Here is a 17,074-nt window from a genome sequence, read left to right as displayed (position 1 = left end):
AGTTTTCCCTGCCATACCTGCTGAATGGCAGGACTGCTCCTTCCATGATCTTAGAGCGGAAGGTGGATTTGTTGTATCTGCTTTGCGCAAAAAAGGACAAACAGAGTGGGTTCGTATTCACAGTGATGCTGGTCAGGAGTGTAGGATCTATCTTCCTGATTGGAAACAAGTGTATGTAATAGAAGGTTATCAGGTACGTATTTCGCCAGAAGGGGATGGATACTACACTATCAGCCTGCCTCAAGGAAAGACTGTTACTTTGTCGGGAGATCAATCTGTCAAGCCTCAGGCTGATTATCCATATTCAAAGAGTGGCGCAGGTAATTTCTATGGGGTGAAACTAGGAAAGGGACTTCCGAAGCAGATGGACTGGCCGGATAGTGCAAAAGCCGCTGGAAAACGGTGATTTATAATAGGTATATTCAAGCCTTAGCTTTTGGTTTACGCCGAGTGTGAAGCTGATATAATTTATATATGTGGAAATGAATATATGTATTGATGTGACAGAATTTACAATTATATTTAAAAAGTAGAATAAGAATATGACTTCAAGGGAACGTGTTTTAGCAGCAATAGCCCATAAAGAGCCCGATAGGGTTCCTGTGGATATGGGGGCGACTCCTAGTTCGGGTATATCGGCCATCGCTTACTCTAATTTACTTAAAGCGATAGGGCGGGATGATTTGCCGGTATGGATTTATGATGTGGTACAGCAGCTGGCTCAACCCGACATGGCTGTACTCGATCAGTTCGGTGTGGATGTTATAGACGTTGGTCGGGCCTTCAATACTCGTCCCGAGGATTGGCACGAAACGGTATTGGCCAATGGCGACAAGGCTTTTTATCCTCAAAGTTTTCATCCGGTGAAGCAAACAGATGGCTCTTATTCGTGTTACGATGACGATGGTGTGCGTGTATTGGCTCGGATGCCCAAAGGAGCGACTTTTTTCGATCAGACTTATTTCCCTTATGTAGACGGTTTCCCTACTGATTATTCTACGTTGGACAATGAGATGGGGAAGGTTTTGTGGTCGCGTTATGTACACAGTCCTTGGGATCATGCCTCCGATCCCGACTTTTGGAATGAGTTGCGCAAACGCACTCTTCATTTGCGCGAAACGACGGATAAGGCCTTAATGATTGTCTGTGGGTGTAATCTCTTTGAATGGGGTACATTCTTGTGGCGTATGGATAATTTCTTGATGGATTTACTTTGCGATCCGGATGAAGTTGCTCGAATGCTGGACCAGTTGTTGGAGCGTCATTTGGCTACATTGGAGAAAGTGTGTGCTTCGGTGGGTGACATTGTAGATATCATTCGCTTTGGCGACGATTTGGGTATGACGACTGGCCCGTTTATGGATGTGGATACTTACAAAACTCTGTTTAAGCCGCGGCATAAGCAGTTGTGCGATTATGTCAAGTCGCATAGTAACATGCATACTTTTATTCATTCTTGTGGTTCTATATCCAGTTTGATGCCGGATCTGATAGATGCCGGAATCGAGATTTTCAACCCTGTACAAACTAATTCTTTGAACATGGAGCCTGAATTCCTGAAACGGGAGTTCGGAAAGGATTGCACTTTCTGGGGCGGAGGAGTCGAAACAGTCGGTACGTTGAACAATGGTACTCCAGAGGAGGTTCGGAAACAGGTATTGGAACGTCTGGAGATTATGTCAAAAGGAGGTGGTTTTGTATTTAATACGGTACACAATATTTTGCCGGATGTTCCGCCTCAGAATGTATTGGCTATGTTTGATGCAGTGAAGGAGTTTAATAAGTGCTAATCCTTTATGCTCGGACCTGTTGTGTAATATCCGCTGACCCTTTATTTTTTCCCTAGTTAGAGAAATTTTATTTCCTAACTGGGGAAAATAAAAAAAGCAGTTGTCTTTTCAGATAACTGCTTTTTCTTTTGGTGATCCGCTTGGGGCTCGAACCCAAGACCCCAACATTAAAAGTGTTGTGCTCTACCTGCTGAGCTAGCGAATCAAACCTGTTTGCTATCATTTCCTGATTGCGAGTGCAAAGGTAGGGACTTTTTTTGAATCTACAAGGGTTTTGATGATTTTTTTTCGTCTTCTATATCACTTTTTTTACATGGCTCCTGATTATCAGTGATTTCCACCTTACTAATTTTTTCCCGGTTAATGATGAAACGTTGGTAATAAGAGAGCATCAGGGTAGTAAGGGGAAGGGCAATGATCATACCCAGCATCCCCATCAGCGAACCCCATACCGACAGAGATAGCAGAATGATGGCCGGATTGAGCCCTGTGATCTTTCCCATCACACGCGGCACGATGAAGCCGTCCTGGATAATCTGTACGACAACAAAGACGGCAAGTGCGGCAGCCAGAATAAGCCAGAAATTGCCTCCGGTGTCGGCTGCTTTCAGGATAGCCAGTATGATGGTAGGGATAAAACCGATGATTTGCAGGTATGGAACCAAGTTTAAAGCTCCGATGAATAGTCCCAGACCGATGGCCATCGGGAAGTCGATGATGAGGAAACCGATGCTGAACAGAATGCCTACGCACAAGGCAACGAAGGCCTGTCCGCGGAAGTAACGGTTCATGCCGTTTTTAACGTCGTTCAGTAAGTCGGTCACGAACTTGCGATATTTTACGGGTACAAGATAGGGCCATCCTTCAGAAATGCTTTCATAGTCGAGCAGGATGAACACTATATATAATAGGATAATAAAGAAGGTGAACACGCTGAACAGCAGGTTGACAGACTCGGAAAGTATGGTCCATACGCCAGGTAAAGTTTCTTTTAGTGCAGCCAGCAGGTCTTTTTCGTTGAATATCTGTATCAGTAAGCGAGTATCAATGTTTTCGCGCAGGAAGTCGGACAACGACTTGGGGACGTTGCCGTCTGTAGTAGTGCTCGAAAAGTATTCAATCAGCAGATCCTTCACTCGCCCGAATTCTTCTATCATGGGCGGTACCAGCAGGAAAAAAGCGGCTACACCTACCAGCACAATACTGAGCAATGCGCAGAAGATGGAGACAACCCTGTTCTTAAGCCGAAGCTTATACTGAAAGAAGGTGACCAGCGGATATATCAGATAGGCTATCAGCCAAGCAATGAAGAAGGGAAGAAGCACGCCGCTCAGGCGTTCGAGCAGCATAAGAATACCGATGATGATGGCGCCGATGATGACGCCGCGGATGAAGCTGTCGAAAGTGATTTTCTTGCGTTCCATATTCTGACGTTTTTTAGGAGTGGGGCAGGGGATTGTCGTTGTGCTTACGGTCTTCGGCTATGGCTTGCTGGTAGCACGAGCGGCACAGTGGCTCGTATTCTTCGGTTTCGCCAAGCAACACCTGTTTGTCGTTCTTTACGGTACGGTGCGAGAAGGCGGCCAGTTGTCCGCATTTCACGCAGATGGCATGAACTTTCGAAACTTCGTCGGCAATGGCACACAGTCCCGGCATCGGTCCGAACGGACGGCCACGGAAGTCCATGTCAAGTCCTGCCACGATGACACGGATGCCATTGTTGGCCAGCTGGTTACAGACGTCAATCAGTCCGTCGTCGAAGAACTGGGCTTCGTCGATACCTACCACGTCTACTTCCGAGGTGAACAGCAGGATGCTGGCCGACGAGTCGATGGGAGTCGAGGAGATAGAGTGGCCTTCGTGCGACACTACGTCTTCTTCCGAGTAGCGTGTATCAATGGCGGGCTTGTAGATTTCGACCCGCTGTTTGGCAAACTTGGCGCGCTTGAGGCGGCGTATCAGTTCTTCTGTCTTTCCGGAGAACATGGAGCCGCAAATGACTTCGATTCTGCCCCGGCGCTTGGTTTCCTGTATATGATCTTCCGAGAATAGTACCATGTCTTTATACTGTTATGTTGGCCACAAAAGTAATACTTTTGTTGGCTTTAAGATATTATTTCATTATTTATTTCTACATTTGTGGCATTAACATGGAGGGACATTGAAAGGTTATGCAGACTTTATTGACAGACATTGAACTGGATATTCAGGAATTGAAATGTGTGATGCAAGCCGTTGAGCAAGGAAATAATCCGGCTTTGCGCGAAGTAGCCAGACGGAATATCCGTCAGATGCAGGCTCGTTTGAGCGAATTGGAGCGCCTGCTTGACGAGACGACTGCAACTACTTCGGTCGAAACGGTAGCTGTGGCAGAAGCTGTTCCGGCAGCTGAGCCGGTAACACATGAAACTCCGGTTGAGGCCGATCTGGAAGAACCTGTGCCGACTCCGGTTGTTGTTCCGGTGTTTCAGGAAGAACCGGCAGAACCGGCACCTGCCGAAGAGCAGGTACATGTCCCTGTCGAAGAAGTAGTTCCTACCGTACAGCCTACTTCCATCCTGGCCGAGCGTATCAGACCCGCTACCGACTTGCGCCACGCCATTAGCCTGAACGACGCGTTCCGTTTCACGCGCGAACTGTTTAAAGGCGACGGGGCGCGGATGAATGAAGTGGTGGAGCAACTGGGCAATGCAGCTACGCTGGACGAAGCGTTGCGCATATTCTATTCAACCGTGGTGCCCGATGAGGAAAACGAGGCAACCGCTGATTTTATCGAACTTCTTAAGAAATACTTCAGTTAAAGCAGACTATAAAGATATGGGAAAACTGTATGTAGTGCCTACCCCCGTAGGAAATCTGGAGGACATGACCTTCCGCGCCATTCGCATATTGAAAGAAGCCGATCTGGTGCTGGCCGAGGACACTCGGACCTCAGGCATTTTGCTGAAACACTTCGAAATTAAGAACGCCATGCAATCTCACCACAAGTTCAATGAACATAAAACGGTGGAAAGTGTTGTTAATAGAATAAGGGGGGGCGAAACTGTAGCTTTGATATCCGATGCAGGTACGCCGGGCATTTCCGATCCGGGCTTCCTGCTGGTACGCGAATGCGTGCGTGCAGGTATCGAGGTGCAATGTCTGCCTGGGGCGACGGCTTTCGTGCCGGCTCTGGTGGCTTCGGGATTACCCAATGAGAAGTTCTGCTTCGAGGGTTTTTTGCCACAGAAGAAAGGACGGATGACCCGCTTGAAAGCATTGGCCGAGGAACCACGCACGATGGTGTTCTACGAGTCGCCCTATCGTTTGCTGAAGGCTTTGACCCAGTTTGCCGAGTTCTTTGGAACCGAGCGGCAGGCATCCGTGTCGAGAGAAATATCGAAAGTGCACGAAGAAACCGTGCGGGGCACTTTGGGCGAACTGATAGAACACTTCACGGCTAACGAACCCCGTGGTGAAATAGTAATTGTAGTAGCAGGAATAGACGATAAATAAACACTTTTATTAATTCAAACGTAAGGAAAGGAAAAACGTATGAAAAAGTTTGCAGTATTAGTGGCATGCACGGCTGCGTTGGTATCGTGCAATAATTTTTCGGGAGGGAACAACGACCGTTTGCAGGCCGAAAACGATTCGCTCTTGATGGAGCTGAGCCAGCGCAATACCGAGCTGGACGAGATGATGGGAACATTCAACGAAATTTCGGAAGGATTCCGTCAGATCAATGCGGCTGAAAACCGGGTGGACTTGCAGCGTGGAGCCGTTGCCGAAGGCTCGCTGAGTGCTAAGGAACAGATTGCTTCCGACATCGAATTCATCCGCAAGCAGATGGAAGAAAACAAGGAACAGATTGCTAAATTGCAGGCAATGCTGAAGAACAGTAAGAACAACTCGGCTCAGTTGAAGAAAGCTGTTGAATCGCTGACTCAGGAGCTGGTTGTAAAAACGCAACGCATCGAAGAATTGCAGGCCGAACTGGCTTCGAAGAACATCCGCATACAGGAACTGGATGCCGCCGTATCCGATCTGACGGCTGCCAAGGAAGAACTGACCACTGAGAACGAAGCCAAGGCGAAGACCGTGGCCGAACAAGACAAGGCTTTGAACACTGCTTGGTTTGTTTTCGGAACGAAGAAGGAACTGAAGGACCAGAAGATTCTGTCCAACACAGGTCTGTTTAAGAAAGGTGAGGTAATGCAGGATGCCGATGTCAACAAGGACTACTTCACTCAGGTAGACATCCGTACGACGAAGGAAATCAAGCTTTATTCGAAAGATGCCGAAATTCTGACTACGCATCCTGCTGGCTCGTATGCGCTCGACAAGGACAACAAAGGCCAGCTGATTCTGAAGATTTCCAATCCGAAAGATTTCTGGAGCGTATCCAAGTACCTCGTTATTCAGGTAAAATAAGTCTAATTTTATTCTATTAATTTCGGGTACGGGCTGTACGGATTGCAGCGGAACACTTCGACTGTTCCGTCTGCACTGTGTGCAGCCCGTTTTTTTGAAACGTACAGGCTTTAACCCTCTTATGCCTGAACTCTTCTGCCTGAACCTTTTCCCGTTTCAATCCATATACGCATGGCATATAAGAATCTGTTCTTCGACCTCGATGATACGCTGTGGGCTTTCACGCAGAATGCTCGCGATACGTTCGAGGAATTGTACGACAAGTATCGTTACGACCGTTTTTTCCATTCCTTTCAACATTACTATACGCTCTACCAGCAGCACAACCTGGAGCTGTGGGCTGCATACGGGCGCGGGCAGCTGACCAAGGACGAACTGAACCGTCAGCGCTTTCTTTATCCGCTCGAAGCTGTCGGTGCGGGCGATGCCGAGTTGGCAAAAGCCTTTACGGACGATTTCTTTATCCTGATACCTACCAAGAGTGGACTGATGCCGCATGCGCGCGAGGTGCTCGAATACCTGCATCCACGCTACAACCTGTACATCCTGTCCAATGGTTTTCAGGAGTTGCAATGCCGCAAGATGCGTTCGGCCGGTATCGACCGTTACTTCAAAAAGGTAGTCCTGTCCGATGATATCGGCGTGCTGAAACCCCGTGCTGCCATCTTCCATTTTGCTCTTTCGGCTACCCAGTCTCAGTTGGGCGAGTCGCTGATGATAGGCGACAGTTGGGAGAACGACGTGGCTGGAGCTGCCGGTGTGGGCATGCATCAGGTGTTCTACGACGTCTCAGGCAACAGCCCTCTTCCTTTTAAGCCTACTTATCGGATAACCGATTTGAAAGATTTGCTCGGAATCTTGTAGCACATGTCAGATTTAGTCGTATTTTTGTGTATTCAATACTATACTTAAAATTCTGTATTATGGAAACCCTTATTCCTTTTGCATTACTTTGCTTTACGTCTTTTTTCACACTGACCAATCCGCTCGGCACCATGCCTGTGTTTCTGACCATGACTCAGGGTATGACGGAGCGTGAACGCCGTTCAGTTGTTTCGCGTGCTACGCTGGTGGCATTCATCACCATCATGGTATTTACTTTCGCGGGCCAGTTTCTCTTCAAGTTCTTCGGTATCTCGACCAACGGTTTCCGTATAGCCGGCGGAGTCATCATCTTTAAGATAGGTTACGACATGCTGCAAGCACGCTATACGCCGATGAAGCTGAAGGACGAGGAAATCAAAACCTATGCCGATGACATCTCCATTACGCCGCTTGGCATCCCCATGCTTTGCGGACCGGGTGCCATTGCCAATGCCATTGTGCTGATGCAGGATGCCAATACCTTTGCCATGAAGGGAGTGTTGATAGGCATGATTGCCTTCATCTATCTGCTTACATTCTTTATCCTGCGCGCTTCTACCCGCTTGGTAAATGTGCTGGGCGAGACGGGCAACAACGTGATGATGCGTCTGATGGGTCTGATTCTGATGGTAATCGCCGTAGAGTGTTTCGTGGGTGGTGCGAAACCGATTCTGATTGATATTTTGAAAGAAGGGCTTTCAGGATTTGTCAAGTGAAAGATAACCCACGTTTCTTCTTGTTATAATTACGGCACGGAATGGCGAACCCATTCCGTGCCGAATATTTTTTTGTTCGAGGAATAATCCTGTCGTTATTTGACAGAGATCGTTTGGTTGGTAAATACTGGAGGAGAGAACGGTCTGGTTGTTTCTTCATAAGTCGCACGTGTGGTCGCTTCTGTCGGTGTGGGGAGGTGAGCCTGGTCGAATGTTACAAATTCCTCATAATTATATTTCCAGCTTTCTCCGTACCCCGTGCTCATCACACGCTTGTAGATCGCTTCACGAGAAGGAGCATTGAAACCATGCGTGTTGCTTCGCATCATACTTTCGGTTGTCGGCCGGTAAGCGCCGCTCCAGTATGTACAAGCTCCTTCGTAGATACCTAAAATTTCACCGTAGTTATCCTTTCCTTGGTAACGTGAATCTTTCAGGAATTTACTCCAGAGTACAGCATTTCTATCATTGGTAAAGTCTACATTGGCTGCCCATCCCATTTCCTGCATCTTTTGTGTATCTGTTATTTCAGAGGTTGGTATTCTTCCCATTTCTTGATACGAATATTCATCCATCAGTTTACTGAAACCGTGTCCGATACATTCGTGGCAAAGTACTCGGCGGAACATGTCATCTTCCATTCCGTAAATCATAGGGCAATAGCCAATGGCCAAATTGATGGTTTTTACTCCATCGTTAAAGCCAAAATAACAGGTTCCGGCATACTCTTCTGTATTTAGGATAACGATACAGGTTGCTTCATTGAACAGCTCGGGATTCTCTTTGAGGGTAGGTACTTCCATGGCATATTCTTGTACTTTGGAATGGTTTCCTTCTATCAGTGTACTTCCGCCCCCTTCCAATCTGCAACTGAACTTTGTATTGTATTGATTTCCAAAAGCATTGTTTAAAGAAACAGCTGTTACCATCCATATGTCAAAATAGGTGCGAAGAGACTTAACAGGTTCTTCAGTAAAGAAATTTTCTATACCTTTTTCCATGGCTTGCCGATAGTAACCATTGCTGATATCTGTATCAAGAAAACCATCTCCTAAAAATATGAGAGGTATTCCGTTTCCTTCGGTATGTTCTTGTATTAAAAATACTTTTTTATCTTGTGTGGTCAAGTCGGATGAAGTACCGACAGGTGCTTCTTTTTGATTGATATTGATGGTGGCTGATTCCATTAATATCTGATTCTCGTCATTTGTGTTTACGACTTGTATCTTGAATTTGGCATTTCTGGCCGAACGCCTTTCATTGGCTTGTATTTTTAGGATGATTTCTCCTTCCTGCATTGCGCGAGTCAGGGTGTTTTCTTTCGGAGTAATCCACGAGTAATTGTCTTCTGCCTTTAAAGTGACTTTTCCATTCTGTATATTAGTAGCGAATTTTATGCTGATTTCCTGCTCGTCGGCAGATATGTCATAGGTTGTCTGTTCTATATTTAGAACATCCATTGCGGCTTGTGTAAAAGTAACTTGGGCAGTTGCTTCTCCGCACGATAAAATCAAAATCCCTGTGCGTACTTCTCCCGTTCTGTTTTCTTCTTTAGCCAAAATTCTGACACTGGCTGTACCTGCTTTGCCAGATGTGGGAGTTATTACAGCCCAAGAAGCATCTGTAGACGCTTTCCAATCATGTGTACTGGTAAAATCAACGGTAATTTGTGAATTAATGCCAGAGGTTAAAATCTGATTTTGACTTTGTTCCGCTATGGCAATAGAAGCAGGTGCTTCTTCTTCCTTGGAACATGCTGCTATAATTGTAAATACAAAAAGCAGGCATAATAGATGATAAATTTTTGTTTTCATGTGGATTAGGTGGCGTCTTAAGTTAAAAAGGGCATCCTCATTAAACTGGGATGCCCTTTACATATTGGTTTCAGTTTATTATTTGGATTCTACCTTTCTCATTACAGTATCAGTCATGAACCATGTGTATCCTGTAAATTGGCCTGTTGCAGAACTGAACAAAGCAGCAGTCATCGGATAATCGAATAGAATTAAATTCAAATCTTCATTCCAGGAAGCTGACAATGGATCGGTTACAAGATAGTTCCCGTCAATATAAGCAAGTACAGCATCTGCTACTCCTACAGGATCTCCAAAATCAAGTCCTTCTGCCAGTGTTGTCTTCATTTTTACAGTAAGTCCCTGTGGAGAGTATGCTATTGTAAATGGCATTTCAACTCCTTGGAGGGTCATTGTACAATCGTAACCAGACCGGTCTTCACGAGTATTTAATACGACAGCCAGATTACCTGCTCTTCCGGCGCTCAACGTCCAGTTTCCTGCCAAATTTGCATAAGGATCGGGAATTTCTTCGATGTTAACTTTGCATGTTGCATTCCCTATAGTTGCACCTTCGGCAGATGTGATTTTTACTGTAAAAGAACGGTCTAAGTTATCTTCAACAGTGTAAACCGATGAACGCAATTCTGCTTGAACGGTTTCTACACCTGAAGGCATAACAAGGCTATTACTTGTCAGAATGACGGTTTCATCATTGGTAACAGAGGTTCCATTACAATCTGTAACTTCTATATTGAGTTTTACAGGGCCTGTATGGTCACCTTCCAATGAGATGGGAATTTCTACCATGGGAGTATTTTCCGTCACTGATAATTCAGTGGATGTAAAGCCTACGGTAGCGTTTCCGCTATTTATTTCCTCATCATCGCTACAAGCGGCAAATGATATCGGAAGTAAGCATAAAGCTAATAATTTAAGATATTTCATATGTTCTGTTCTTTTTAATTAAGTATATCAATTAATAACCAGGATTCTGTTGACCTTTCAGCTGAGGATTTGCATCATACTCTGCTTTGGGGATAGGCCATACGAAACGATCATCGCCAGCTTGTTTGGACAATGCAGTGGTGTTCACTCCACCCGGCTGAAGAACCATGGTTGATTCTTGGTATGCATTAGCGCGATCGATGCCAAGATTCCAACGCTTCAAGTCGATTAACTGGAAGCCTTCACCCACTAATTCTTTGTGGCGTTCGTTCTGGATGGCTGTCAGTATCGTGGCATTTGTATAGTTCTTGTCAACATATTCCGCAATACGTGTACGACACAAATCGTTCAAGTATTTGCTGGCATTTGTTACATCATTCTTTGCGGCGTATGCTTCCGCAGCAATCAGATATTGCTCAGCAATACGGAATGGTTTCGGCTTGTTGATATAGTGATTATCCACAATTGTTTGCGAATATATATCGGGGTTGCCGGGGTATTTGTCGAAAACATATACGTCTGCTTCCGAGCCGTTTGACAGAGCTAGATGATAGGGAGCAAAGAAAGACGTGAAACGAATATCTTTGTCTCCATCCGTATAGAGGTCAATCAAGCTTTGAGAAGGAATAAAGTCCATTACTTGTGGATCTCCATTCTTGTATTGTCCCCAGAACATTGTACCATTTGTAGAGCAGAGTTCATCTGGAGCGGCAGTATATATCTGCCAGATAACTTCTGTACCATAGTCTGTTACCCACATAGCACGGAATGCTTCTCCGTCATTGATAAGAGGGTACTTATTGCTGCTTATCAGTGCTGTTGATGCGCTTATTGCTGTATCATAGTCTTTTGTCCATAATGCAATGCGGGCACGCAGAGCTGTTACCAAATCCTGGCTGATGTAGTTGTATTTGGCCTGAGTATTGGAATTAACGGTTTTGTTTTCATTTACCAATCTTTCAGCCTCTGCCAAATCTTTGTTGATCTGCTCAAATGTAGCTTGCAAAGATGAGCGGCCCGGATATTGGCTGTTGTCGGTAGCATTGGAAACGTAAGTCAGCTGTAAGGGAAGTCCATAAACCTCAGCGGCAGTACTGGGATCGTATGCCTCGCAGAAGAACGTTGCCAGATTGTAATAAGCAAATGCACGCGAGAAATAAGCTTCTCCTGCCCAACAGTCAATTAAAGCACGGTCTGCTTCACTAATACCGGGTATTTCACCGTTTACCAATTTCTGATAAGAATCAATATAATAATTGCTACGTGCAATCAAAGTGTAGAAGTTACCCCAAATGGCTTCGATATTACCATCAGAAGACTGGAAGTCCCATCTGTATTGATTTCCATACGTGTTACTGTAGCTAGCAGTAGCATGAAAGTCTGCGCATTGGAATTCCGGTGTCAGAATGTGTCCACCCGAGGTCAGAGTCCTATATGGAGAATACAAGCCGATACGGGCACTTTTGAAGTCATTGGCTGTAGTCATGTACTGACTTTCTTCTACAGCATTGTAGGGATATTTCTCCATGTCACAAGAAGTCAATCCTACTGCTGCAAACAAGACGGATAAAATAATATTTCTTTTTTTCATTTTCATAAATTCGTTAGTGGTTCATGTTTAGAAAGTGAGTTCAAGTCCAAACGTAAACTGCTTGGTATTCGGATAGTTACCCAGCTGCATGTTGCTATCAATTTCCGGGTCGTAACCTCTATACTTGGTAACAGTCCACAGATTACGGCCTACGAAGAATACGCGTGCGCTTTCCATGAAACCTGTACGACGCATCCAATTCTTCGGCAGATCATAGCTGACAGTCAGGTTTTTCAGACGCATGAACGATGCGTTTTCCAACAAGTGGGTGTCAAATTGCATCGGAGAATCGGGAGTTGAGATGTTGGTAATATCACCCGGCTTCTGCCACATAGTGAACATGTCTACTGTCTGATTCATAGAGTTGGCAAATTGAGGATTCTCAGTAAACCAGCGTTCGTTGTTCACCATATATTGTCCCAACATGTACGAGAAGTCTGCCGATATTGTGATGCCCTTCCAATTCAACGTTGTTCCGAAACCACCAGACCAAGGAGCATAGCGTTGTTTGCCTGTAAATACAGCATCGTCTTCAGAGAAAGTCTTGGTCAAGTTGCCATTCTTGTCATACCACATGTTATAACCATCACGGGGATCGACACCTGCCCAACGATTATAAAAGTATTCACCATAAGGCTTGCCAACCTGAAGTTTCAGACCTGTATTTGCCAATACGTATTCGTCCAGACCGTTGAACAGTTTGGTTATTTCATTTTTGTTGTAGTTTACGTTTGCTGAAATACTCCAGTTAACGCCTGCTACGTCTTTAAGAATGTCTACATTTGCTGTAATGTCCACACCACGGTTACGCATGCTGGCTACATTACCCCAACCTGCAGAGAAACCAGTTGTGTAGGAGAAAGGAATTTGCATCAACATGTCTTCTGTCAGACGGTTGTAGAATTCTACATCCAAATTAACTCGGTCAAACAAACGGGTATTCAGAGCCACATTGGCTGTTTTTACAACTTCCCATGTCAGATCTGGATTGGCAGGGTTACCAATTGCTGTACCAGTTTCTCCACCGTACATGGAACCGGAGCTGATAAGACCATAGGCCATGTATGCAGAAAGAGCTGAAGAGTTACCTACTGTACCGTAGCTGGCTTTGAGTTGTAAATCGTTAATCCACTCTACATCGCTCAGGAAGTTTTCTTTCTTCAAGTCCCACATGGCACCTACAGACCAGAAGTTACCCCATTGGTTATTAAGACCGAAGAGTGAAGAACCGTCACGACGATAAGATGCATCGAAGAAGTATTTCTCGTCGTAATTGTAACTCAATGTTGCAAAATAGGAGTTGAATACGGTTTCTGATTTGGAATGTGAAGGCTTTTCTGTTGTAGCACCTGCACTAAGCAACATAAGACGAGTGTCTGTCAAACCATTGACTCTCACACCAAATGACTGGTCTTTTGAGATGATAGATTCCTGACCACCCAGTAAGGTTACGTTGTGGTTGTCAATATTGAATTTGTACTCAGCTGTATTCGTGTAAGTGAACGAGTAGTAGCGTTGGAAACTTTCTGATGCAGTTCCTGCTCCGATGAAAGGTCCTTCCGGATAAGCCACTCCTGAGTTGCGGTAGTCGAATGCTTCAACAGCTTGGGCTGCACGGATATTCAAACCTTTAATTGGATTGATGTTAAGGTAAGTATTACCGTTGATACGAATCAAATCGCGGTTTGAAGGTTGTAATTCTGACAAGTAATAAGGGTTGTATAATCCACCTTGTACTCTGTCGAAGAAATCCAGACGTTCACCAAATCCTGTAAAGTTTCCTCCCTCGTCGGTCAGGATTTCATAATAGCTCTGGTCAGGACGATATACACGGGCTGCAAAAGCTTTGTTGTACAAGCTGTTGGCACTGTTACCAAAAGCAGCTGTATTGTATTTCTGGAAAGACAAGTTGAGGTTGACACCTGCTTTCATCCATTTGTTGATGTTAGCTTCGATGTTTGAACGGAGTGTTTCACGACGCAAGTCTGAATCGTCCATAATACCTTCCATGTCGTAATGTCCGAAAGAGAAGAAGTAGTTAATAGTTTCTGTACCGCCTGTTACGCTCAAGTTGTATTCTTGCATCGGAGCAGTTCCTCCAAAGAATACATCAGACCAATCGGTAGAAATACCATTATTAATATAGAAGTTCTTTTCTGCTTGGAATTCTGCATTGTTCACCAGTGACGGATCCAGAATTTCCTGGAAATTCAACCATTGCTCGGCATTCATCATTGTTACGTTATCACCAGTCATTTTAGATAGACCATATTGTGCGCTAATTTGAATCTTGGCTTTTTCTCCTCTTTTACCTTTCTTGGAGGTCAAGATAACAACACCGTTAGCAGCACGCGAACCATAGATTGCTGTAGATGAAGCATCTTTCAGCACGGTCATATTCTCGATGTCGTTCGGATTCAATGAGGTGAATGTGCTGGCTGAAATAGGAGAACCGTCTAATATAAACAGAGGTGCGGAACTACCTTCGATAGAGCTGACACCACGCAGACGCATGCTGACGGTTTGGCTGGGCTCACCAGAAGGTGTAAATACTTGCAAACCTGCCACTTGTCCCTGTAGTGCATCTCCGACGTTTGCAGAAGGTGTACTAGCCAGTTTCTCACCACCTACAGCAGTTACAGAACCAACAACAGAACCTAATTTCTTTCCCGATCCGTAACCTGTGATTACAACCTCATCAAGTAATTCTGTATTCGGTTTCAAGATCACCTTTAAATTGGGTGCAATTTCTACTTCTTGCTCTTGCATACCGATGTACGAGATTCTCAGAGTCTTCGCGGAACTTGGTACGTTCGTTAATTCGAATTTACCATCTATATCGGTCACAATACCAATCTGTGTACCTTTCACCAATACAGACGCTCCAATAACTGGCTGCCCGTCTTCTTCCGAAATCACGACACCCGTGACTTTCTGAGTTTGGGCAGTTACTAAGCCTATTCCTACAAAAAGACAGGCCAATAACAGCATTAATTTTCTTTTCATAAATTCTCTCTTAAAGTTTAACTTTACATTAATTGTTTCTTTACTCTAACAAAATGCAAATATATTAATAAATATGAAACGGACAACTGTTTTATCAAAAAAAACTTGTAAATCTATCAATTTGTTATCGAATTCATCGTTTTTATGTTTAACAACAGATTTTCGGTATTAATAAAAGATAAACGGCGGAAGAAATACTATCACTCTGATTTGATAAAATTATCTTTTTCTGTTTTGAAGAATGGCTCGTTTAACATAAAAACGTTAATTATCGTACCGTTTTTAAAGTTTCTATAACCTAAAAAAGACTATGGCAGGGTAAAAAAGATCTTTTTATTTTAAATGCTGTATATTAAACTATATATCCAACAATACAAATTTGAATGATAGAATACCTCTCCCGTGTGCTCCTTGACAGATTGACAGGATGGGTGGCAAATAGCGTACTATTTATTCAAATTTATTATACTTTGGTAAAAATAATCCATTTCTATCCGCAATGGAAAATATTGCGGATTGTTATCATATGGGGTAAAATTGTAAAATACTGTTTTTATTTAGTCTGTTAACGTCTATAATATGACTAAATATAATAGCTTATGATGAACAAGATTACCTACAACCTGGTTTACAACCGCAAAAAAAGCCTCAATAAGCGAGGCTTGGCATTAGTTCAGGTCGAAGCCTATCTGAACGGAAAGAAAAAGTATTTTTCGACAAAGGTTTATTTGCGCCCCGAACAATGGGATACTGGAAAGCGATTGGTCAGAAAACATCCTAATGCCAACGAACTGAATAGAATCATCCATAGTTTTGTCATATCAATGGAACAAAAGGAATTGGATTTGTGGCGGCAAGGTCGAATCATCACACTTGACCTGTTGAAAGAAGAAGTCGAAAATGAAGGCAACCAAAATCGTTTTTTACCTTTTTTTCGACATGAAATAGACACATCATCACTGCGCGACAGCACTAAACATAATCATCGCTCTACGCTTCTGCTGCTCCAAGAATTTCGGAAAAACGTAACATTCGGAGAGCTTAACTTTGATTTCATAACAGCTTTTGAGGCTTTCATGCGCAATAAAGGATATCACACGAACACGATTGCCAAGCACATGAAACACTTAAAACGTTATATAAATGTAGCTATTAACAAGGGCTATTTGGGTCTTGAGAAATATGCATTCCGAAAATATAAAATCAAAATGGTTGCAAGTAGCCATACACATCTTCTACCCGAAGAATTGGAAAGACTGGAACAGCTTTCATTGGATGGGAAATACTCTAAATATAGGAAAACCTTGGATGCTTTCTTATTCTGTTGTTATGCCGGATTACGATTCTCAGACTTCACTAATCTTACTTCCGATAACATTCAATCTATAGGTAAGAAAACATGGCTGATGTACACATCGGTTAAAACTGGTATAGAAGTACGTTTACCACTCTATCTATTATTCAATGGTAAAGCATTGCTAATTCTTCAAAAATATGTCAATAATCTAACCGACTTCTTTTGTTTGGGCAACAATTCAAACGTTAACAAAACTTTAGCAATATTGATGCAGTTGGCTGGTATTTCCAAACGAATATCATTTCATGCTGCCCGTCATACAAATGCCACCTTATTAATATATAAAGGGGTAAATATCACAACTGTACAGAAACTATTAGGTCATAAAAGTGTTCGGACCACGCAGGTTTATACAGATATCATGGATATGACTGTGATTCAAGATCTGGAAAAACATCAACTGTCCAAACCTTTTGCATTATCCAAACACTGACTTCTATCATACACTATTAGCCAGCCAGCATTGCTGTCACATGCTTATTTCCAGAATTTATATCATAGCGGGAAAAGTAAAAAGTATCATTTAAGGATTTCCTATTTTCATCCGAAATATTTATAATTTATTGATTCAATACTTCGGTAAATTTTTACCGATA

14 protein-coding genes and 1 tRNA gene are annotated in these 17,074 nt (G+C 43.7%); 8 read left to right on the top strand and 7 right to left on the bottom strand.

The features are described from left to right. On the top strand, positions 1–406 hold a 406-nt coding region (locus QVP67_RS00600), incomplete at its 5' end, for a glycoside hydrolase family 95-like protein (RefSeq protein WP_369677330.1). A gap of 136 nt (positions 407–542) precedes the next feature. Further along, on the top strand, positions 543–1,790 hold the full coding sequence (locus tag QVP67_RS00595) for a uroporphyrinogen decarboxylase family protein (RefSeq protein WP_022161624.1): 1,248 nt from the start codon (positions 543–545) through the stop codon (positions 1,788–1,790). A 129-nt stretch (positions 1,791–1,919) separates the two neighbouring features. On the opposite strand, the gene QVP67_RS00590 is transcribed toward QVP67_RS00595, so the two are convergent. The 3 genes from QVP67_RS00590 to QVP67_RS00580 all read right to left on the bottom strand — a co-directional run bounded on the left by QVP67_RS00590 (position 1,920) and on the right by QVP67_RS00580 (position 3,848). Continuing rightward, a tRNA-Lys gene (locus QVP67_RS00590) sits at positions 1,920–1,995 on the bottom strand. A 58-nt stretch (positions 1,996–2,053) separates the two neighbouring features. After that, on the bottom strand, positions 2,054–3,214 hold the full coding sequence (locus tag QVP67_RS00585; protein WP_022161623.1) for an AI-2E family transporter: 1,161 nt from the start codon (positions 3,212–3,214) through the stop codon (positions 2,054–2,056). Between the two features lie 13 nt (positions 3,215–3,227). After that, positions 3,228–3,848 carry a thymidine kinase gene (locus QVP67_RS00580; RefSeq protein WP_022161622.1) on the bottom strand — a complete coding sequence of 207 codons (621 nt, stop codon included), beginning with the start codon at positions 3,846–3,848 and terminating at the stop codon, positions 3,228–3,230. A 113-nt stretch (positions 3,849–3,961) separates the two neighbouring features. On the opposite strand from QVP67_RS00580, the gene QVP67_RS00575 reads away from it, so the two are divergent. The 5 genes from QVP67_RS00575 (at position 3,962) to QVP67_RS00555 (ending at position 7,783) form a co-directional block, all read left to right on the top strand. Then, the gene (locus QVP67_RS00575) at positions 3,962–4,591 is read left to right on the top strand and encodes a hypothetical protein (RefSeq protein WP_022161621.1); all 630 of its coding nucleotides are present in this window, start codon (positions 3,962–3,964) and stop codon (positions 4,589–4,591) included. 16 nt (positions 4,592–4,607) lie between these two features. Continuing rightward, the gene (gene rsmI / locus QVP67_RS00570) at positions 4,608–5,285 is read left to right on the top strand and encodes a 16S rRNA (cytidine(1402)-2'-O)-methyltransferase (RefSeq protein WP_022161620.1); all 678 of its coding nucleotides are present in this window, start codon (positions 4,608–4,610) and stop codon (positions 5,283–5,285) included. Positions 5,286–5,324: 39 nt separating this feature from the next. Beyond that, complete coding sequence (locus tag QVP67_RS00565) at positions 5,325–6,203, top strand: hypothetical protein (RefSeq protein ID WP_022161619.1); 879 nt, start codon at positions 5,325–5,327, stop codon at positions 6,201–6,203. A gap of 171 nt (positions 6,204–6,374) precedes the next feature. Continuing rightward, on the top strand, positions 6,375–7,067 hold the full coding sequence (locus QVP67_RS00560; RefSeq protein ID WP_022161618.1) for a YjjG family noncanonical pyrimidine nucleotidase: 693 nt from the start codon (positions 6,375–6,377) through the stop codon (positions 7,065–7,067). A gap of 59 nt (positions 7,068–7,126) precedes the next feature. After that, positions 7,127–7,783, top strand: coding sequence for a MarC family protein (locus QVP67_RS00555; protein ID WP_022161617.1), 657 nt, complete (start codon positions 7,127–7,129; stop codon positions 7,781–7,783). 95 nt (positions 7,784–7,878) lie between these two features. Here the strand turns inward: QVP67_RS00555 and QVP67_RS00550 are convergent, their stop codons facing one another. The 4 genes from QVP67_RS00550 to QVP67_RS00535 all read right to left on the bottom strand — a co-directional run bounded on the left by QVP67_RS00550 (position 7,879) and on the right by QVP67_RS00535 (position 15,121). After that, complete coding sequence (locus tag QVP67_RS00550; protein WP_022161616.1) at positions 7,879–9,597, bottom strand: M64 family metallopeptidase; 1,719 nt, start codon at positions 9,595–9,597, stop codon at positions 7,879–7,881. 78 nt (positions 9,598–9,675) lie between these two features. Continuing rightward, positions 9,676–10,524, bottom strand: a complete 849-nt coding sequence (locus tag QVP67_RS00545; RefSeq protein WP_022161615.1) for a hypothetical protein — start codon at positions 10,522–10,524, stop codon at positions 9,676–9,678. A 31-nt stretch (positions 10,525–10,555) separates the two neighbouring features. Further along, positions 10,556–12,115, bottom strand: a complete 1,560-nt coding sequence (locus tag QVP67_RS00540; RefSeq protein WP_022161614.1) for a RagB/SusD family nutrient uptake outer membrane protein — start codon at positions 12,113–12,115, stop codon at positions 10,556–10,558. 27 nt (positions 12,116–12,142) lie between these two features. Beyond that, complete coding sequence (locus QVP67_RS00535; protein WP_022161613.1) at positions 12,143–15,121, bottom strand: SusC/RagA family TonB-linked outer membrane protein; 2,979 nt, start codon at positions 15,119–15,121, stop codon at positions 12,143–12,145. 602 nt (positions 15,122–15,723) lie between these two features. On the opposite strand from QVP67_RS00535, the gene QVP67_RS00530 reads away from it, so the two are divergent. After that, a complete protein-coding gene (locus QVP67_RS00530; RefSeq protein WP_287641446.1) occupies positions 15,724–16,911 on the top strand; it encodes a site-specific integrase in 1,188 nt (395 codons plus the stop codon). Positions 16,912–17,074: the final 163 nt, after the last annotated feature.

This window comes from Bacteroides sp. CAG:633, assembly GCF_000435115.1.
GTDB classification, from domain to species: Bacteria; Bacteroidota; Bacteroidia; order Bacteroidales; family Bacteroidaceae; genus Bacteroides; species Bacteroides ndongoniae.
The sequence above is the reverse complement of the archived record's forward strand: the minus strand, read 5'-3'. Positions and strand labels throughout refer to the sequence as shown.